Raw genomic sequence first — 18,869 nt, forward strand, 5'->3', positions numbered from 1 at the left:
CATGGACCTCAAGGAAACCGACATCCTCGGTCCCGATATCGAGCAGCATTGGTACTACCGATCGAAAGCGCGGGCCATGCTCCATATGCTCAAGGGTATTTCGGCCAGTACGTTGCTGGACGTGGGCGCCGGGTCGGGCTTTTTTTCCCATCACTTGCTGACCCATACCGCAACGGCCCAGGCCTGGTGCGTGGACATCAGCTATCCGGCCGACTCCGACGCCAGCACCGCCGGTAAACCGGTCCGCTACCGACGCGCCATCGACACCTTGGACGCCGACCTGGTGTTGCTGATGGATGTGTTGGAGCACGTGGATGATGACGTGGGCCTGCTCAAGGCCTACGTCGACAAAGTGCCGTCCGGCAGCCGCTTCCTGATCACCGTGCCGGCGTTCCAGTTTCTCTGGAGCGGGCATGACGATTTTCTCGAGCACAAGCGCCGCTATACCCTCAAACAGCTGGAAGGCGTCGTGGCGCAGGCCGGTTTGCAGGTCCAGCAAGGGGCGTATTACTTCGGCCTGGTATTTCCCATTGCCGCCGGTCTGCGCCTGTTGCAGCGCCAAGGCTCCGGGGCTCCGGCCAAGTCGCAGCTTGCGCGGCATCATCCGCTGGTCAATGGCGTGTTGAAGACATTGTGCAGTCTGGAGCGTCCGTTCATGGGGGCCAATCGTATCGCCGGCCTGACGGTGTTCTGCCTGGCCCAGAAGCCGTGACCTGGACGCACTCGCCGCTGCTGCGACGTGCCTTGCGCTTTGCCATGACCGGCCTGCTCGTCACCGCTGTCCATGTGGTGGCTGCCGTGCTGTTTGTGCACCTGATCCTGGCCAACCCGCCACTGGCCAACGGTTTCGCCTTTGTCGTGGCGACGGTGGTGTCGTACCTGATCAACACCCTCTGGAGCTTTTCCAGCCGCTTGCATGGCCGCACCCTCGGCCGTTTCGTGGTGGTATCGATCGGCGGATTCTGGCTGGCGATGCTGGTGGCATGGGTAGCCCAACGTGTCGGCCTGGATTACCTGGCGGGCATCGCGGCCGTGGCGCTGATCATCCCGGTGTTCACTTTCATCCTGCATAATTTCTGGACGTATCGATGACCGTTCGCGGCAAGCATTACCTGGTTTCCTTGTTGCCCATACTGCTGGGGACGCTGGCGTTCCTGCTGGTGATCGGCCCGCGGGTGCTGGACCCGACGAACATCGCCTGGTTGGGGGAGGGCGATGCGGCGACCCATTACATGGGCTGGGCGTTTTTCCGCAGTTCGCCCTGGACCTTTCCGTTGGGCATGAACCCTTCCTATGGGTTGGAGTTGGGCAACGGCATCATTTTTTCCGACTCCAATCCGCTGCTGGCATTTGTGTTCAAACCCTTCAACGCCTGGCTTCCCGAGACGTTCCAGTATTTTGGCCTGTGGTTGCTGGCCTGTTTCATCCTGCAAGCCTGGTTCGGCTGGAAACTGGTCGGCCTGCTGACGCCATCGCTGTGGATCAGGCTGTTGGGTACCGGGTTGCTTGTGTTTTCGCCGCCGATGTTTCTGCGTATGGGCGGGCATCTGTCGCTGTCCGGGCATTTCCTGATCCTCGCGGCCTTGTACCTGGCGCTGCGGCCCGGTCTGCAAAAACGCCGGCTGGCCTGGGGCGGGCTGTTGGCCGCCACAGCGTTGGTACACGCTTACCTGTTGGCCATGGTGGCGTTGATCTGGCTGGCCGACCTTGCCAGCCAGGCCAGCAAGGGCCGGTTGTCTCGGCGCCATGCCTGGATCGAGCTGGGTGGCTTGTTTTTGCTGGTTGCCTTCTGCTGCTGGCAGGCGGGTTATTTCAGCGTGGGTGGCGGGACCGTGGCGGGTGGTTATGGGCTGTATCGCCTGAACGTGATGTCGCTGGTCAACCCCAGCGGCTGGTCACACACCTTGCGCGACATGCCCCAGGGCCCCGGGGACTACGAAGGTTTCAATTACCTGGGATTGGGCGTCATCATGCTGGCGATCTGCGCTGGCGTGGCATTGCTGCAAGGCAACACCGGTTTGGCGAATGCCGTGCGCCACAGGCGACTGTTGCTGTTGGCATTGATCGGGCTGACGCTGTTTTCGCTGACCAACCACGTTGGCATCGGCATGCTGAATATGCACTACTGGCTGCCCAAACCCCTTGAGCTTCTGGCAAACGTCTTTCGCGCGGCCGGTCGAATGTTCTGGCCAGTGTTCTACGCCATCGAATTTGCCGTCATCTTCGCGGTGATCCGCGGCAACAAGCCACGGGCCGCGGCGTGTCTGCTGGCCATCGCCCTGGTGGTGCAAGTGCTGGATACCCGCGCGGGATGGGCCGGCCTGCGCCAGAGCCGGATGGTGCCGGCGGCCTCGAGTTGGCCCACGGCCATGACCGATCCGTTCTGGGCCAGCGCGGCCCGTCAGTATTCGAAAGTCCGGACGCTGTTGCCGCAGAACCAGCCGGACAACTGGCTGCTGACCAGCCAGTACGCCCTGAACCATGGCCTGGAAACCGATGGCGTGTACCTGGGACGCATGAGCGACCGGGCGATCGAGCGAGCCCAGGAACACGCCGATCAGATGCTTGCCAGCGGCCAGTACGCAGCCGATTCGCTGTACATCCTCGACCCTCGCGCCGCGCTCCAGGCGGCGAAAACCGTCAATCGCCAAACCGACCTGTTGACCCGTATCGACGGCCTCGTGGTGTTGGCGCCGGGCTGGAAAACCTGCGCCCAATGCCCGCCGTTTGCCGACGAGACGCTGGACATGCAGGTCAAGCTCGGTGAGCGCCAGGTGTTCAGCCGAATCAACGCCATGTTGGCCGAGGGTTGGGGGCGCGTCGAGGAGTGGGGCACCTGGTCGGAAGGGCCCGAGGCGGAGGTTGTTTTGCGCATACCACCAGAAGCGCGCGCCATTTCGATCGAAGCGGCGGCGTTCGTGCAGCCCACGCACGCGCGCCAGCGGGTGGAGGTCTTGATTAACGGTGTTGAGGCGCTGTCGACGCAGTTCACGCGCCTGCAGGACAACACCCTTGAACTGCCGCTGACACCGGCCATTCGTGAAACGATTGGCGCGGATGGACGGTTGCGCGTGCATTTCCATTTGCCTGATGCCATCAGTCCCAAGGTGCTGGGGTTGGGGAGCGACGAGCGAGTCATGGCGCTGGGACTGAAATCATTGACCGTAAGGTAGGTCTTCTTCACTTGGGTCAGCGATTGCTTCACTGGACCGCGCCCGTAGGAGCTGTCGAGTGCAACGAGGCTGCGATCTTTCCCAAGACGCTTGCGTCTCAAGCAAAAGATCGCAGCCTTCGGCAGCTCCTACAGCCCCGCGTGGAATCAAGGACCAACTCTTTGGCGGTATTACACAGGTGCTTCGCCTTTTTGCGCATAGACGCGCAGCCCCCGGCGTTTCTACACTGCAGCCAGTGAAGGAATCGGGGGCAGGGGATGAACCGCAACGAATTGCGCAAGGCCGACATCAACCTGATGGTGGTTTTCGAAACGTTGATGCTTGAGCGCAACGTGACGCGGGTAGCGGAAAAATTGTTCCTGGGCCAGCCGACTATCAGCTCGGCCCTCAATCGCTTGCGCAAGATGTTCAACGACCCGCTGTTCATTCGCGTCGGCCACCGCATGGAGCCGACGGCCCGGGCCGAGGAAATCATCCAGCATCTCTCGCCGGCGCTCGATTCGCTGTCGGTGGCTTTGAGCCTGACCCACGATTTCGATCCCGCCAACAGCACCATGACGTTTCGCATCGGCCTGTCGGACGACGTCGAGTTCGGCCTGTTGCCGCCGCTGTTGAGCAGCTTGCGGCAAGAGGCGCCGCAAATCGTGTTCGTGGTCCAGCATGTCGATTACTGGCGTATCCCTGATTTGCTGGCCTCAGGCGACATCACCGTGGGCATCAGTCAGACGCGCGGCCTGCCGGCCAACGCCAAGCGCAAACTGTTGCGACACATTCAACCCCGTGTATTGCGTGCCGATGCATCGGACACGCCGCTGACCCTGGACGAATACTGCTCGCGACCTCATGTGCTGGTGTCCCATACCGCCAACGTCGCCGGGTTCGCTGATGAATGGCTGGCCGAGATCGGACGCACCCGCAAGGTCGTGCTGTCGGTGCCGCAATACAGCGCATTGCCGGCGTTGCTGGCCGGCACCGACTTGATCGCCAGCCTGCCGGACTATACCGCCGTCGCCATGGCCGCTTCGGGGCATCTGTTCAACGAACCCTTTCCTTTCAAGACCCCGACCCTGGATTTGTCCATGGTCTGGCTGAGCCATGTCGACAGTGACCCGGCCGAGCGCTGGTTGCGGTCGCGGCTGGAGGCCTTCATGGGCGAACGCATGCCCCTGGAAGAGCCCTGACACCGGCCTGGGACGAAACAAAACCTGCCTGAACGAATAAAGTCGAGGTAAGGTTGTGACGGCTGAAACACCCTCGTCATATTTTCGAATCGGAGTCGAACACATGCCTCACCTGCACATGGAGTACACCGCCAACCTGCCCGAGCTGAAGGCCGAGGTCGCACTGCTGCGCCTGAACAATGCACTGGTGGCCTCCGGTCAATTTGCCGCCGAGCACGACATCAAGAGCCGGGCCGTGAAGCTCGAGACTTTTCGAGTGGGTACAGGGATAGGCGAGCGAGGTTTCGTGCACGTGAAGCTGGCCTTGCTCAGCGGACGCTCGCCGCAAATCAAGAAACAATTGGCCGATAGTCTGCTGGCGGTGATCCAGGACCTGGGGCCATGGCCGGCCGAGGTCAGCGTGCAGCTATGCGTGGAGATCCTCGACATCGATCGCGAGCCGTATGCCAAGGCCTTGATCGGTCAATGACGATCAGGCGTCGCTTGGGCGCAGGCCTTGATGATCTGTTCGCGTAGCCAGGCGTTGGCACTGTCCTGATCGAGGGCCAGGCTCCACTGCATGTTCAAGGTAAACCCTGGCAGCCCCCTGGGCGCTTCGTGGTGATTGAAAATCGCCTCGTTGGCCAGCAGTTTCTGGATGCGGCGGGGCAGGGTCAGGATGAAGTCGGTGCCGGTGATCATCTTCAGTGCGGCACTGTAGCTGTTGGCGCGAGCGGCGATTTGCCGGTGATGCGCCTGCTGCGACAGCCAGCCATCCACCATGTTGGTCGCTGACGCCCAGGGCGTCGGAAACACGTGTCGGCGCTGTACGAACGATTGAAGGCTCAGTTGCGTCTCAAGCGGTGTCGCCCGTTTATCCACGACGCAGACCAGATCCTCCTGCAACAGCTGCCGGGATTTGAAATCGGTATGGTTGCTGTGGAAGTTCGGGCCGAAGCAAATCACCAGGTCCAGACTGCCATCCCGTAGCTCTTCGGCGGGAATGTCGGCTTCGAGCTTGTGCACGTTCACCACCACCGGCAGATTGGCGTAATCGAAGCCTTGCAGCAGTTGCGGCAGGATCAGGTGTTCGAAATATTCCGGTGCGCAGATATTGAAGGTGATGGCTTGCCGGGTCGGATCAAAGGGCGGCCTACCGGCATGGCACAGGTTGATGCTTTGCAAAATGCCGCGCACATGATCGTACATGCCCTTGGCCTTATAAGTGGGGCGCATGCCGGTGCGGGTGTTGATAAACAGTTCGTCTTCGAAACAGGTTCGCAGTTTCTTGAGGCAATAACTGACGGTTGACTGGCTGACGCACAATGCCTCGGACACGCCGGTGACACTGCTTTGCTCATACACGGCGCTAAACACCATGAGGTCCTGCATGTCGAGCTTTCTGAGGGAGTTACTGTTCAGCATCCGTTCTGTCTCTCGCTATGCTCCTTGCGCGATCTTGCGCAAACCAGGCTGACGATCCTAACGGAACGATCGTGCCAAGAGAATGCCAGGCAGGCGCTTTCATGGTCGGGAACGGGACAGATAATGTAGGGAACACGACGTGTCGATCAACGACCGATTCGTTTGCCTATGTTTAGTATGCGCCGATCCAAGCTCCATCAAATCCAGGTTTAACCGTCCAGGGTGCCGTGGGACGCTTGCCCAATGTGTTTCCTGTGATGCGCTCATGGACGGTTCGCCCCTGGCATTCCAATACCCTTCATACGCCGCAGTCGATCCGGTCGGCCGGTTCACGCCTGCCATGGCCCCAGCCCTTAGTGCGTTGCCTTCCGAGCTGGCCTTTTGGGCACTCTGGCATTGCCGTCATGCGCGTCCTCCAGATACCCGTATTTCCTGTTGATCACTGATCGTGCTCGCACAACGGCGAGCATGCATTGACGGCGCTTTGTCGCCCGTCCGACATGGAAATACGAGCCTTCTCATGAGCCATGCGAAAATTTCTTTTGCACCCGTGCAAGACGCCCTGGCGTTCCTTGCACAGAATCCCGATATCGAGCTGTTCGAGTTGTTCATCCTCGATAACAACGGCGTGCCTCGGGGCAAGTTGTTGCATCGGGACGAGTTGCTGGCGGTCTACGAAAGTGGCCGGCCACTGCCCAGTACGATTCTCGGGCTGACCCTCAATGGCGACGATGTGGAAAACTCCGGGCTGGTGTGGGACGTCGGAGACATCGATTGCCGCGCCTATCCCATCAGTGGCAGCTTGCAACGCATGCCGTGGCGGTTGATTCCCACGGCCGCGGTGCAGGTCAGCATGCATCCCCAGGAAGGCGGACCGGCGACCATCGCCGATCCGCGTTATTTGCTCAGCCAGGTGATCGAGGCCCTGCAGGCCGACGGTTATTACCCGGTGATGGCGGCGGAACTGGAGTTCTATCTGCTGGATGCGCAACGCGACGACCAAGGCCGGCCGCAGCCAGCGCGGGACGCCGACGGTGGACGACCGCATGCCACCCAGGTCTATGGTTTGCGCGAACTGGAGCAGATCGAGCCGTTCCTGGCCGACCTGTACGCCGCCTGCAAACTGCAAGGCATCCCGGCCCGGACCGCCATTTCCGAATACGCCCCAGGGCAAGTGGAGATCACCCTCGAACATCGCAGCGATGCCTTGCAAGCCATGGATGAAGCGGTGCGCTACAAACGACTGGTCAAGGGCGTGGCCCACAAGCACGGCATGCAGGCGTGTTTCATGGCCAAGCCGTTCGATCACTTGGCGGGTTCCGGCATGCACATGCATGTCAGTCTGGCGGACCGCGATGGCCACAACCTGTTTGCCAGTGAAGCCGGCGACGGCACGCCGCTGCTGCGCCATGCGGTGGGCGGGATGCTCGATACCCTGCTCGATTCGCTGTTGATGTTTTGCCCGAACGCCAACTCCTACCGGCGATTCCAAAGCAACAGCTATGCACCGCTGGCAGCGACCTGGGGCGTGGACAACCGCACCGTGAGCCTGAGGGTGCCGGGTGGTCCGGCATTCTCGCGGCACATCGAGCATCGTATCTGCGGCGCCGATGCCAACCCTTACCTGGCTGCGGCGGCGATATTGGGCGGCATTCATCACGGCATACGTGAACAGTGCGATCCCGGGAAACCTGTGGAAGGCAACGGCTATGCCCAGGTGATCGAACCGCTGCCCACCGACTGGCTCACCACCCTGCGTGCGCTCGAGGCTTCGGCCTGGGCACGGCAAGCGTTTGGCGAGGCGTTTCTGGGTGTTTATCTGGCGGTCAAGCGCGCCGAATACCGTCAGTTCATGGGAGAAGTCGGAGAGCAGGATTGGCGCTGGTATCTGCATCAGGCCTGAAACAGGTGCTTGGCGGGCTCCTTAAATAATTATTTAACAGCAACTTTTTCACGAAAAATTGATGGAGGGCTACCTAAAGTTTGTGTTGCCGTAGGAAACGATTTTTTCACATGTTTGCTGCGGCAATTCTTTTTCAAAGAGCAACTTCAGGAAACCGTCAACCATCATGCTGACTATTAAAGCCGTGCGCCCCGAGTGGGTGACGCTGGCCGCCAGTGCCTTTTTGTTAGTGGGCTTCAACATCGTGCTCTGGCAACACTTGCTGGCGATCACCACGGCTGACGCGCGGGGCTTGCTGATGTGCGCGGCGTTTGGCCTGATGATTTTCTGCGCGTTCAACCTGGTGTTGACGCTCATGGCCTTCCGTCCGCTGCTCAAGCCTGTGCTGATGTTGCTGTTCTTGATCAGCGCTGGCGTGGCGTATTTCATGGCCCAATACGGCGTACTGATCGACGCCGGCATGTTGCGCAACTTCGCCGAAACCAATGCCACGGAAGTCCGCGACCTGTTGTCACTGAAGTTGTTTGTCTATATCGGCTTATTAGGTGTCTTGCCATGCTGGTTGTTGTTCAAGACCCCGATCAACTACCGTAGTTGGCCTAAAGAATTATTAAGTAAGTTGCTGGTCGGCGTGGCCTCGGTCGCCGTGATCGGCCTGGTCGCCCTGGCCAACTACCAAGGCCTGTCTTCGTTGTTTCGTAACCACCACGAATTGCGCTTGATGGTCGTGCCGAGCAACTACATCGGTGCTTCACTCGGGTACTTGCGTGAGCAGGTCGCGTCGGCCAAGCAGCCGTTCATCACCGTGGGCGAAGACGCGAGCCGCAACCTGGCCTGGCAAACCCACGGCCGCAAATCCCTGACTGTCCTGGTGGTGGGCGAGAGTGCCCGGGCCGAGAACTTCGGCATCCTCGGTTATAACCGCGACACCACGCCGACACTGGACAAAGAGGCCGGCCTGATCGCTTTCACGGACGTGCATTCCTGCGGTACCGAAACCGCCGTGTCGGTGCCCTGCATGTTTTCCAACATGGGACGCAAAAACTACGACGCCAGCAAGGCGAGGAATGAAGAGGGCTTGCTGGATGTGCTCAAGCGCGCCGGGCTGGAGGTGATCTGGCGGGACAACCAGTCCGGCTGCAAAGGCACCTGCGATCGGGTCACGCTGCAGGATGTCAGCAATCTCAAGGACCCGGCCCTGTGCGCCAACAGTGAGTGCCGCGACGAGATCCTGCTCCAAGGCCTGCAGCACTTCATCGACACGCTCGACAAGGACACGGTACTGGTGCTGCACCAGATGGGCAGCCACGGGCCGGAGTACTTCAAGCGCTATCCCAAGGAGTACGAGCATTTCACCCCGGTGTGCGAAAGCAACGCGCTGAACAATTGCAGCCGCGAGAGCATCGTCAATGGCTACGACAACACATTGGTGTACACCGATCACGTGCTGTCGACCCTGATCGACCTGTTGCGGGCCAACCAGGACAAGGTCGACACGGCCATGCTGTACCTGTCGGACCATGGCGAGTCCCTGGGCGAATACAACCTGTTTCTCCATGGCACGCCCTACATGCTCGCCCCGGAGCAACAGAAACACGTGGCGATGCTGGCCTGGTTTTCCGACAGCTACCAGAAGTCCTTTTCGGTCGATACCCATTGCCTGCAACTGAGCCGGGAAAAGCCCTTGAGCCAGGACAACCTGTTTCACTCGATGCTCGGGCTGCTGGAAGTCAACAGCCAGGTCTACAACCGGGACCTGGACCTGTTCGCCAACTGCCGCGGTGCGGTCATCGACGGAGTGCTCGCCCGGGAATGATCGCCTCCACCTTTTTTTCACGCCGGGTTGTTTAACCTGTCCCCATTCATTCCCCAAGAGCCGTTTGTATGTCCGGGCAGCCCCCTTCTACCGTCGAGCTTGAGTTCGCCAGGCAACACGACCGGGAACACGCGCAAGTGTGCTGCCAGCCGGCGCCTCGGCGTTTGCGCCTGGCGTTCTGGCGCGACGAGCACATGGTGCGCAATGCCCTGAAGATGGCGGGCGAGCCGGGGCTGGTGCTGGATGTGGCTTGTGGGGCGGGGCGGTTCTGGCCGGTATTGGCCGAGCATGCCAACCGGGTGATCTTGGCGGCGGACCCGTCGCCGGACATGCTCGAACATGCGCTCACCCACCATGGCGGCGCGTTGCTCCAGCGGGTCAAGACCTTCCCGAGTTCGGCCTTCACCCTCGGGCTGTCGGCCAACGCGGTGGATTGTATTCTCTGTCTGCAACTGTTTCGCCACGTCAGTGCCAGCGAACATCGTCTGGCGCTGTTGCGCGAGTTTCATCGGGTAAGTCGCGACACGGTGATCGTTTCGGTGCACATCGAAGGACGCCTCAAGATCGGCCAGACCCCGCGACGGAGCCTGGCCGACAAGGCTGATGTGGAAGCCGAGTTCCGCCAGGCCGATTTCAGCGTGCTTTGGTACCAGGATTTCCTGCCCGGTTTTGCCCTGACGCGTGTTTATGTGTTGCGTAAGACCGGTTAAGTCTTGATGTAGGACTATTCTTGCTTTTTCGCAGGCGATTTCTCTCAGGCGGCTGCTCTATGGATGCTCGCAATCGCCGGCGGCGATATATACTGCGCGCCATTCTTCAAGGGAGAGCCGTGTGGCCATCGATATTCACTGGATTCGCGACAACGATAGCCTCGGTCAGTTTTGCGCCGAGTGGCAGCAATTGCCATTCGTCGCCCTCGACACCGAATTCATGCGGGTCGACACCTTTTACCCCATTGCCGGTTTGCTGCAGATCGGCGACGGCAAGCGTGCCTACCTGATCGACCCCTTGACCATCGACAATTGGCAGCCCTTGGCCGCCCTGCTGGAAAACCCGGCGGTGCTCAAGGTGCTGCACGCCTGTAGCGAAGACCTTGAAGTGCTGCTGCGCCTCACTGGCAGCCTGCCCGCGCCGCTGTTCGATACTCAACTGGCCGCCGCCTACCTGAACCTGGGTTTTTCCATGGGCTATTCGCGGCTGGTGCAGGAAGTGCTGGGTATCGAATTGCCCAAGGGCGAGACCCGTTCCGACTGGTTGCAACGGCCTCTGTCCGAGACGCAGATCAGCTACGCGGCAGAGGATGCCGTGCATCTGGCAGAGGTTTTCGTACAACTGCGCCCGAAGCTTTCCGACGAAAAATGCCGTTGGGTCCTGGAGGATGGCGCCGAACTGGTGGCCAACCTGCGTCGCGAAGTCGACCCGTACGAGGTCTACCGCGAGGCCAAGCTGGCCTGGAAACTGTCCCGCGCTCAATTGGCCGTGCTGCGCGAGTTGTGCGCCTGGCGCGAACGCGAGGCGCGGGCCCGTGACCTGCCGCGTAACCGCATCATCCGCGAGCATTCGCTGTGGCCCCTGGCCCGTACCCAGCCGGATAACCTCGGCGCGCTGGCGAAGATCGAAGACATGCACCCGCGTACCGTGCGCCAGGACGGCCAGTTTCTGCTGGACTTGATCCAGCGCGCCGCCAGCATTCCGCCCGAGCAATGGCCGCCGGCCGTGGCCGAGCCGTTGCCCATCGAGGCTTCCGCCCTGGTCAAGCGCCTGCGGGCGTTGGGGCAGGCTGAAGCCGAGCGCCTGGAGATTGCCCCGGAGCTGATGCTGCGCAAGAAAACCCTCGAAGCGCTGATCAAGAGCGGCTTTCCCGAGGGCCCTTATCAATTGCCCGATTCGCTGCGTGGCTGGCGCCGCGAATTGATGGGCCAGGCGCTGCTCGATAGCCTGGCCACTGCCGGAGAACAGCCTTGAAACGTATCTGCTCCATCTACCGCAGCTCGAAGAAAAACGAGATGTACCTGTATGTGCTCAAGAGCGATGCCTTGAAGCGTGTTCCCGAACCCTTGATGGCCGCCTTTGGCAAGGCGATCCATGCCTTCGACCTGGTGCTGAGCCCTGAGCGGGAGCTGTCTCGGGAAGACATCAACAAGGTGCTGGAAAACCTCGACACCCAGGGCTATCACTTGCAGATGCCGCCGGCCGAAGACGAGTACATCGAGCATTTGCCCGAAGAGTTGCTGCGCCGCAACGACCCGGTCTGACGGGAGTGGGGGCACCTGTCCTGGGTGCCTTTTGTAACACTGGAATGGTTTATTGACGACGATCGCAGGGATGGAGCGACACTCTGCCGGCGCTCGTCTGCACTGTTTTTGAAAGGTTTGATTCATGCGCGTTCTGATTGCCGAACACGATCACGCGGTGTATGCCCAGCTTCTGCGTCAGGCTGCACCCGATATTGAAGTCCTGACCAGCGGCGATTCCGCCGAACTGTCGCGACTGGCCACCGATTGCCCGGTCTGGCTCGGCCAGCCTGATCTGCTGGCCACCCTGTTGCGTCAAGGCCACCAGCCGCGTTGGCTGCAATCGACCTGGGCGGGCATCACGCCGTTGCTGGCCGATGGCTTGAGCCGCGATTACCGCCTGACCCGTGCGGTGGGCATTTTTGGCCAGGTGATGGCCGAGTACGTGCTCACCTATATGCTCGGCCATGAGCGCGAGGTGTTGGCCCGGTTGGTCAGTCAGGTTGAGCGCAAGTGGGACAACCGCCAGGGGCAAGGCCTGGCCGGGCGCAAGGTGTTGATCGTCGGGACGGGGGATATCGGCCAGCGTGTGGCGCAGTTCCTGGTACCGTTCGGCGTGCAGCTGTATGGCATCGCCAGCGAAGCCAGGACGTTGGCACCGTTTATCGAAGTCGGGGCGTTGAAGGATTTGCCTCGTCTGGTGGGCGAAATGGATTACGTGATCAATTTGCTGCCCAATACGCCGGATACCCATGACATCTACGACGCGGCCCTGTTCAAGCAATTCAAGCCGAGCGGGTTGTTCATCAACGTCGGTCGTGGCGTGGCGGTGGTGGATGCGGACCTGGTGCAAGCCCTGAAGGACGGGCACTTGGCCGGTGCGGTGATCGACGTCTGCCGCCAGGAGCCATTGCCACAGCGCCATCCGTTCTGGACTGCCTGGGGGCTACTGCTGACCGGCCACAGCTCGGCACCGACCTCGCCACCGATGATGGTGCAATTGTTCCTGGAAAACCTGCGGGCCTACCAGGCCGGCGAAGCGCTGCGCGGGGAAGTGGATTTCAGCCGGGGTTACTGAAGCCCATTTCAGTGCTCACAAAAAATGAGTTCGCCACAGATCAAAATGTGGGAGCGAGCTTGCTCGCGATAGCGGTGTATCAGTCAACATCAAAATGGCTGACCTGACGCCATCGCGAGCAAGCTCGCTCCCACAATGAGTTCTCAGTGCTCACAAAAAATGAGTTCGCCACAGAGCAAAATGTGGGAGCGAGCTTGCTCGCGATAGCGGTGTATCAGTCAACATCAAAATGGCTGACCTGACGCCATCGCGAGCAAGCTCGCTCCCACAATGAGTTCTCAGTGCTCACAAAAAAATGAGTTCGCCACAGAGCAAAATGTGGGAGCGAGCTTGCTCGCGATAGCGGTGTATCAGTCAACATCAAAGTGGCTGACCTGACGCCATCGCGAGCAAGCTCGCTCCCACATGAGTTTTCAGTGCTCACAAAAAATGAGTTCGCCACAGAGCAAAATGTGGGAGCGAGCTTGCTCGCGATAGCGGTGTATCAGTCAACATCAAAATGGCTGACCTGACGCCATCGCGAGCAAGCTCGCTCCCACAATGAGTTCTCAGTGCTCACAAAAAAATGAGTTCGCCACAGAGCAAAATGTGGGAGCGAGCTTGCTCGCGATAGCGGTGTATCAGTCAACATCAAAGTGGCTGACCTGACGCCATCGCGAGCAAGCTCGCTCCCACAATGAGTTCTCAGTGCTCACAAAAAAATGAGTTCGCCACAGAGCAAAATGTGGGAGCGAGCTTGCTCGCGATAGCTGTGCTTCAGTCAACATCAAAGTGGCTGACCTGACGCCATCGCAAGCGAGCTCGCTCCCACAGTGGGTTTTCAGTGGTCACAAAATAGGGTTACAGGGTGAAGTCGCCTTCCGCCACCAGTTCGCTCAATGGCCGGCGCGGGCTTGGGACTTCGCGGGCCTGGAGGTATTCGGCCAGGGTCGATTTGTCCCCCAGCTTGCCAATCGCCACCGCGGCGTGGAGGGCGTAGCCTTCCGGGATCTTCAGTTCCTTGCGGGTCAGTTCCTGGTCGAAACCGGCCATGCCATGGGTGTGCCAGCCGCTGAGGCTGGCTTGCAACGCCAGGTGGCCCCAGGCCGCGCCGGTGTCGAAGGTGTGGGTCTGTGCCGGGGTTTCCTCGGTGGCACCGGGCACCGCGAAGGTGGTTTTCGAGACGACGATCACCAGCGCCGAGGCGTGTTGGGCCCAGCCGCGGTTGAACTCGTTGAGCAAACCCAGGAAACGCTCCCAATTCGGCGTGTCGCGCCGTGCATACAAGAAACGCCATGGCTGTGAGTTGTAGGCTGAAGGGGCCCAGCGCGCGGCTTCGAAGAAGCTCAGCAAGGTTTCTTCGGCGATGTTTTCGCCGGTAAACGCGCGGGGCGACCAGCGTTCGATGAACTGAGGGTGGATCGCGTAATCGGCAATGCGGGAATTGGCGCTCATGGGCTCACCTGGCTCGAGTTTGGAAAGACAATGCAGCAACCTACGTCCCGCCGCCCGGCCTGACAAGCCCCTGCCTACCGACAGTCGCCAATGCTTGGCCTGGGGAGGTCCCGGCACTAGACTGTCGGCCTTTCACCACCTGATGTTGATGCTTGAGCCATGGCCGCCAAAGTCGAACCGTTCTGGATACGCAAAACCCTCGATCAGCTCGATCCACAGGAGTGGGAATCGCTGTGTGACGGCTGTGGCCTGTGCTGCTTGCAAAAGCTCGAAGACGAAGACGACAACAGCGTCTACTACACACGCATCGCCTGCAAACTGCTGGACCTGAAAACCTGCCAGTGCACCGACTACCCTAATCGCCGTGAGTTCGTGCCCGATTGCATCCAGCTCACGCCGGGCAAGGCCGATGAGTTCAAATGGCTGCCGCCGACCTGCGGTTATCGGCTGGTCAGCGAAGGCAAGGACTTGCCGTTGTGGCATCACTTGGTCTGCGGTGATCGAGAGGCCGTGCACCACGAACGCATTTCCCAGTCCGGGCGCATGCTGGCCGAAGGCAGCGTGTCGGAAGACGATTGGGAAGATCATCTGATTTTCCGCGCCGGCTGAACCACCGGGCGGCGGACCAGCAGGGAGAACCCATGGCTGCAGGATTGAAACGGATGCTGGCGGCCGGGCTGCTGGCGGTGTGCGGGCCGCTGTGGGCGGCGCAGAAAGTTGACCTGGATTATCACGTGCTCCTGTTGCCACAGAGTGATCAGGCCGAAGTGCGCCTGACCCTGGCCCGGGGTTCGGCGGTGCGCAGCCTGGATTTCGACCTCGGCGACGGCAGCCGCTACAGCGATTTCAAGGCCGACGGCCAATGGCAGCTCACCCCTGGCAAGGAGGCGCGTGGTGTCTGGCGTCCGGCCACCGACAAGGCCAGCCTGAGCTACCGTGTGCGCATCAGCCATGCCCGCAAGAACGCCACCTTCGAAACCCGCATGACCCCGACGTGGGCGTTGCTAAGCGGCGACGATCTGGTGCCGGCGGCCAAGCTCGACCAGCAGGATGGCGTCGAACTGGTGGCCCGTCTTGAGGTGGAGTTGCCCGACGGCTGGAAAAGCATCGAGACCCCTTGGCCGCGCATCGGCAAACAACGCTTTCGCATCGACAATCCCTCACGTTTGTTCGACCGCCCCACCGGCTGGATGCTCGCCGGCAAACTGGGCAGCCGCCGCACGCGCCTGGGCGAAACCGAAGTGACGGTGGCCTCGCCCCAGGGCCAGGGCATGCGCCGGATGGATGTGCTGACGCTGCTGACGTTCGTCTGGCCGCAGGTGCAAGCGTTGGTGCCGCGTCATCCGGCCAAGTTGCTGATCGTCGGCGCCGGCGATCCGCTGTGGCGGGGCGCCCAGGCCGGCCATGATTCGATTTACCTGCACAGCCGTCCGCCGCTCATCAGCGAGCGGGGCAGCAGCCCGTTGTTGCGGGAGTTGGTGCAGGCGCTGGCCCGGGTCAACGATCAGGATCGTAGCGATTGGATCAGTGAGGGGCTGACCGAGTACTACGCCATTGAACTGCTACGCCGCGCCGGCGGTATGAGCGACGAACGCTATCAGGTCCTGAATGACCGACTCGCCCGGGACAGCCGCAGTGTCACGACTCTGCGTGGCGAACAGGTCAATCCCGCGGCGGTGGCCAAGGCGGTGTTGCTGCTGCAGGAGCTGGACCGCGAGATTCGCCTGAAAACCCGCAACAAGCGTTCGCTGGATGATGTGTTGCAGGGGGCGATGCGGTTGGAGACGGTCGATACCAAGGAGTTTGTGCAGCTCAGTGAGAGCGTTCTGGGTGGGGCCTCCACTGTGCTGGATAGCCGGTTACTTCAGTGATCCGCCATCGCGAGCAAGCTCGCTCCCACATTGGATTTTCGGCGTTCACAAAACCTGTGGGAGCGAGCTTGCTCGCGATGAGGCCATCAGCGGCGCTGCAAAAATCAGAGCCCAACCTTCGGCGAAACCAGCGAGTCATTCCCGGTCACCGTCGCCGTGCCAGTCGCCGCCTCGGCATTGGCCTTCAAGCGACTCAGTTCCTCACCGGCCTCCTCGATACGGGCGCGGGCGCTGTGCAGATTCTGGCGATTCTTTTCCAGCAGGCTCTTGGCCGAGCAATGCCCGGTGATCCCCCGCGCCAGTGCCAGGCCGCCGATTGCCAGTTGAGCCAGACCGATCACCCCGCCACGCCGCAAGCCCTTGCCCATCATCAGCACACCTCCGGCCAGTGAGCCAATGCGTTCCCAGCCGTGCACGTTTTGTGGCGGATGGGATTGGAAAGGGGTGCTCTCGATCGGCTCGAACGGATTGTTATCGCTCATGATCTGTCTCCAGTATGGGGTTGGTATAAAACTGACTGCCCGAGCGATTGCCTTGTTCAATCGAGTTTTGCACCGATCAGCGGAATTGCGGCCCCGAACGGGTGTTGTTGCCTTTGGCCATGCGGTCGTACAGCACGACGTTGACGGTGGCGGCCAGGTTCATGCAGCCGGTGGTGGGGATGTACACCACGTCCTCGCACCAGTCGCGGATGTCCTTGTCCAGCGAGCCGTCCTCGGGACCGAAAATGTACAGCGCCCGGTCCGGGTGGGTGTATTCGGGCAGAGGGCGAGCGCCTTCCACCAGTTCCACAGCCACTGGCACACAGCCCAGGGGCAGGATTTTCTTCAGGTCGTCGATACCGATCAGCGGGATGTCGTAGTGGACTTTCTTGGTATCGGTGACGAAGTCGGCGGCGCGCTCATAGCGCTTGCCGGTGTAGAACACCGACGCCACGCCGTAGCAACCGGCGGCACGCATGACCGAACCGACGTTTTCCGGTGACTTGGGGTTGAACAGACCGATGCAGCTATAGCGTTTGTTGGCCACGGGCGGGGTGCCTTTGGGGAAAAGGCGCGATTATACGGGGAATGGGGGAGGGTGGTCAGGTTCGAGATGTGTGGTGTTTATTTGACCGCCTTCGCGAGCAAGCTCGCTCCCACATTGGAGTTTCGGCGTTCACAAAATCCTGTGGGAGCGAGCTTGCTCGCGATGGCGGCCTGACAGGCTGTAAATTACTCGTCTTTCTTCATCAACCCGGCCAGCGCGGCGAAGGGGTTGTGGGTCGCCTTGGCGATTTTCGGGGTGCTCAGGGAGCCGTCGCCGAAGTATTGCTGGTCGGTGTAGCGCGAGTGCTCGTTATCGTGGCAGTACAGGCACAGCAGTTCCCAGTTGGAACCGTCCTGGGGGTTGTTGTCGTGGTTGTGGTCGCGGTGGTGAACGGTCAACTCGCTCAGGCGCTTGCCGGAAAACTCACGGGCGCAGCGCCCACAGACATGGGGGTACATTTTCAGGGCTTTGTCGCGGTAGCCCATCTCCCGGTCGCGCTGGGCATCGGCGAGGATGCGATCCAGCTTGGCGGTGTTGGACGGTGGCGTTGACGAACTCATGGGTTCACCTTTGTAAAAAAAGACTGATGACGGTTGGGCACAGTTTAGCTTAGCCCTTGAGTTTCTCGGCAATCCAGATGGTGTGGCGAGTGCCTTTGTTGCCGTGGGCGAAGACTTGCACTTCTTCGGCCTTGAAGCCGGCTTTCTTCAGTTTGTCGGAAAACTGCCGGTCAGCGCTGGCCGACCACACCGCCAACACGCCCTTGGGCCGCAGGGCCTTGGCGCAGGCAGCCAGGCCACCGGCCGAATACAGCCAGCTGTTGGCTTTCTGGGTCAGGCCTTCCGGGCCGTTGTCGACATCGAGCATGATCGCGTCGAAACCCTGGGGCTCGGCTTGCAGCACCTTGGCCACGTCTTCCAGGCGGATCACCGTGCGCGGGTCTGCCAGCGGTCGTCCGGCCTTTTCACCCAAGGGGCCACGGTTCCACTCCACCACACCGGGCACCAGTTCGGCCACCACCACTTCGGCGGTCTTGCCCAGGTGCTTGAGGGCCGAGGCGAGGGTGAAGCCCATGCCAAGGCCGCCGATCAGCACGCGCGAGCCAGGACGACCGGCGACCTTGCGGCAAGGAATCTCTGCCAGGGCGTCTTCGGAACCGTGCATGCGGGTGTTCATCAACTGGCCACCGTCGCCGCCCTGGATCTTGATCACGAAGTCTTCGCCGTACTCGAACAGGCACAGGGCACCGCCGTTATCAGGGATGGGTGTGGTGTCGAGCAGAACGAAACGTTTCATGGAAATCTCGTAGGAGGGCAAACCGCGCAGTAACGACTAGCCTTAAAGCAGACAATAGCCACGGAGCCATTGATGAAGTGCATCATTCTAACGGCCATTGCCCTGGCGGCGCTCTCAATAAGTTGCGCCCAGGCTCAACAGCCGACGATTCCGGTCAACCCGCCCAGCATCCCTGGGTCGCCGGGCACAGCCACCCCCATGCCGTACCCCCCGGTCATGCCCAACGGTGTGCCCAAGGCGGGCACCGGAAGCGGTGGGCCGCCCTTGCTGCCGCCCATTGAAATGCCCAAACCGCCCAAGGACCAGCCGATACCGGGCATGGAGCCGAAGCCGGTGAAGGCCAAGTCTCCGGGGGGATAAATCGACAAGACGACGCAATAACCTGTGGGAGCGAGCTTGCTCGCGATAGCGGTGTGTCAGTCGACTTCAATGCTGGCTGATCCGCCGCCA

20 protein-coding genes are annotated in these 18,869 nt (G+C 60.9%); 14 read left to right on the plus strand and 6 right to left on the minus strand.

Annotation, left to right across the window (positions count from 1 at the left end; translation table 11 throughout):
- Position 1 precedes the first annotated feature (1 nt).
- The 5 genes from AB7M32_RS11640 (at position 2) to AB7M32_RS11660 (ending at position 4,823) form a co-directional block, all read left to right on the plus strand.
- On the plus strand, positions 2 to 712 hold the full coding sequence (locus AB7M32_RS11640) for a class I SAM-dependent methyltransferase (protein ID WP_454249972.1): 711 nt from the start codon (positions 2 to 4) through the stop codon (positions 710 to 712).
- Between the two features lie 44 nt (positions 713 to 756).
- On the plus strand, positions 757 to 1,092 hold the full coding sequence (locus tag AB7M32_RS11645) for a GtrA family protein (RefSeq protein ID WP_454252124.1): 336 nt from the start codon (positions 757 to 759) through the stop codon (positions 1,090 to 1,092).
- Positions 1,089 to 3,173, plus strand: a complete 2,085-nt coding sequence (locus AB7M32_RS11650) for a DUF6311 domain-containing protein (RefSeq protein ID WP_454249973.1) — start codon at positions 1,089 to 1,091, stop codon at positions 3,171 to 3,173. The genes AB7M32_RS11645 and AB7M32_RS11650 overlap by 4 nt, the downstream gene beginning before the upstream one ends.
- A 257-nt stretch (positions 3,174 to 3,430) precedes the next feature.
- Positions 3,431 to 4,354, plus strand: a complete 924-nt coding sequence (locus AB7M32_RS11655) for a LysR substrate-binding domain-containing protein (protein ID WP_454249974.1) — start codon at positions 3,431 to 3,433, stop codon at positions 4,352 to 4,354.
- A gap of 103 nt (positions 4,355 to 4,457) precedes the next feature.
- On the plus strand, positions 4,458 to 4,823 hold the full coding sequence (locus AB7M32_RS11660; RefSeq protein WP_072409871.1) for a 5-carboxymethyl-2-hydroxymuconate Delta-isomerase: 366 nt from the start codon (positions 4,458 to 4,460) through the stop codon (positions 4,821 to 4,823).
- On the opposite strand, the gene AB7M32_RS11665 is transcribed toward AB7M32_RS11660, so the two are convergent.
- Positions 4,817 to 5,758, minus strand: a complete 942-nt coding sequence (locus AB7M32_RS11665) for a LysR family transcriptional regulator (RefSeq protein ID WP_454249975.1) — start codon at positions 5,756 to 5,758, stop codon at positions 4,817 to 4,819. The genes AB7M32_RS11660 and AB7M32_RS11665 overlap by 7 nt on opposite strands.
- Before the next feature lie 535 nt (positions 5,759 to 6,293).
- Here AB7M32_RS11665 and AB7M32_RS11670 point away from each other — a divergent pair.
- The 6 genes from AB7M32_RS11670 to AB7M32_RS11695 all read left to right on the plus strand — a co-directional run bounded on the left by AB7M32_RS11670 (position 6,294) and on the right by AB7M32_RS11695 (position 12,789).
- A complete protein-coding gene (locus tag AB7M32_RS11670) occupies positions 6,294 to 7,661 on the plus strand; it encodes a glutamine synthetase family protein (protein WP_454252125.1) in 1,368 nt (455 codons plus the stop codon).
- 166 nt (positions 7,662 to 7,827) lie between these two features.
- Complete coding sequence (locus AB7M32_RS11675; protein WP_454249976.1) at positions 7,828 to 9,477, plus strand: phosphoethanolamine transferase; 1,650 nt, start codon at positions 7,828 to 7,830, stop codon at positions 9,475 to 9,477.
- Between the two features lie 68 nt (positions 9,478 to 9,545).
- Complete coding sequence (locus AB7M32_RS11680) at positions 9,546 to 10,187, plus strand: class I SAM-dependent methyltransferase (RefSeq protein WP_454249977.1); 642 nt, start codon at positions 9,546 to 9,548, stop codon at positions 10,185 to 10,187.
- Positions 10,188 to 10,308: 121 nt separating this feature from the next.
- Positions 10,309 to 11,442 (plus strand): ribonuclease D, encoded by a 1,134-nt coding sequence (gene rnd / locus AB7M32_RS11685; RefSeq protein ID WP_454249978.1) that lies wholly within the window; start codon positions 10,309 to 10,311, stop codon positions 11,440 to 11,442.
- The gene (locus AB7M32_RS11690) at positions 11,439 to 11,732 is read left to right on the plus strand and encodes a YcgL domain-containing protein (RefSeq protein ID WP_053120094.1); all 294 of its coding nucleotides are present in this window, start codon (positions 11,439 to 11,441) and stop codon (positions 11,730 to 11,732) included. Before rnd ends, AB7M32_RS11690 begins: the two co-directional genes overlap by 4 nt.
- A gap of 124 nt (positions 11,733 to 11,856) precedes the next feature.
- Positions 11,857 to 12,789 (plus strand): D-2-hydroxyacid dehydrogenase, encoded by a 933-nt coding sequence (locus AB7M32_RS11695; protein ID WP_072409861.1) that lies wholly within the window; start codon positions 11,857 to 11,859, stop codon positions 12,787 to 12,789.
- Positions 12,790 to 13,629: 840 nt separating this feature from the next.
- Here AB7M32_RS11695 and AB7M32_RS11700 read toward each other — a convergent pair.
- A complete protein-coding gene (locus AB7M32_RS11700; protein WP_454249979.1) occupies positions 13,630 to 14,223 on the minus strand; it encodes a nitroreductase family protein in 594 nt (197 codons plus the stop codon).
- A gap of 159 nt (positions 14,224 to 14,382) precedes the next feature.
- Here AB7M32_RS11700 and AB7M32_RS11705 point away from each other — a divergent pair, with 159 nt between their 5' ends.
- A complete protein-coding gene (locus AB7M32_RS11705; RefSeq protein WP_454249980.1) occupies positions 14,383 to 14,832 on the plus strand; it encodes a YcgN family cysteine cluster protein in 450 nt (149 codons plus the stop codon).
- A gap of 32 nt (positions 14,833 to 14,864) precedes the next feature.
- Complete coding sequence (locus AB7M32_RS11710) at positions 14,865 to 16,094, plus strand: M61 family metallopeptidase (RefSeq protein ID WP_454249981.1); 1,230 nt, start codon at positions 14,865 to 14,867, stop codon at positions 16,092 to 16,094.
- A 104-nt stretch (positions 16,095 to 16,198) separates the two neighbouring features.
- Here AB7M32_RS11710 and AB7M32_RS11715 read toward each other — a convergent pair whose 3' ends face one another.
- The 4 genes from AB7M32_RS11715 to AB7M32_RS11730 form a co-directional block, all read right to left on the minus strand.
- Complete coding sequence (locus tag AB7M32_RS11715) at positions 16,199 to 16,576, minus strand: YgaP family membrane protein (RefSeq protein ID WP_092476035.1); 378 nt, start codon at positions 16,574 to 16,576, stop codon at positions 16,199 to 16,201.
- A 76-nt stretch (positions 16,577 to 16,652) separates the two neighbouring features.
- The gene (locus AB7M32_RS11720) at positions 16,653 to 17,123 is read right to left on the minus strand and encodes an RNA methyltransferase (RefSeq protein WP_003198862.1); all 471 of its coding nucleotides are present in this window, start codon (positions 17,121 to 17,123) and stop codon (positions 16,653 to 16,655) included.
- Between the two features lie 185 nt (positions 17,124 to 17,308).
- Complete coding sequence (locus tag AB7M32_RS11725; protein WP_003184246.1) at positions 17,309 to 17,683, minus strand: YajD family HNH nuclease; 375 nt, start codon at positions 17,681 to 17,683, stop codon at positions 17,309 to 17,311.
- 49 nt (positions 17,684 to 17,732) lie between these two features.
- Complete coding sequence (locus tag AB7M32_RS11730; protein WP_072409852.1) at positions 17,733 to 18,419, minus strand: spermidine synthase; 687 nt, start codon at positions 18,417 to 18,419, stop codon at positions 17,733 to 17,735.
- Between the two features lie 72 nt (positions 18,420 to 18,491).
- Here AB7M32_RS11730 and AB7M32_RS11735 point away from each other — a divergent pair, with 72 nt between their 5' ends.
- On the plus strand, positions 18,492 to 18,779 hold the full coding sequence (locus tag AB7M32_RS11735; RefSeq protein WP_454249982.1) for a hypothetical protein: 288 nt from the start codon (positions 18,492 to 18,494) through the stop codon (positions 18,777 to 18,779).
- Positions 18,780 to 18,869: the final 90 nt, after the last annotated feature.

It is taken from the genome of Pseudomonas sp. R151218B TE3479 (assembly GCF_053629195.1).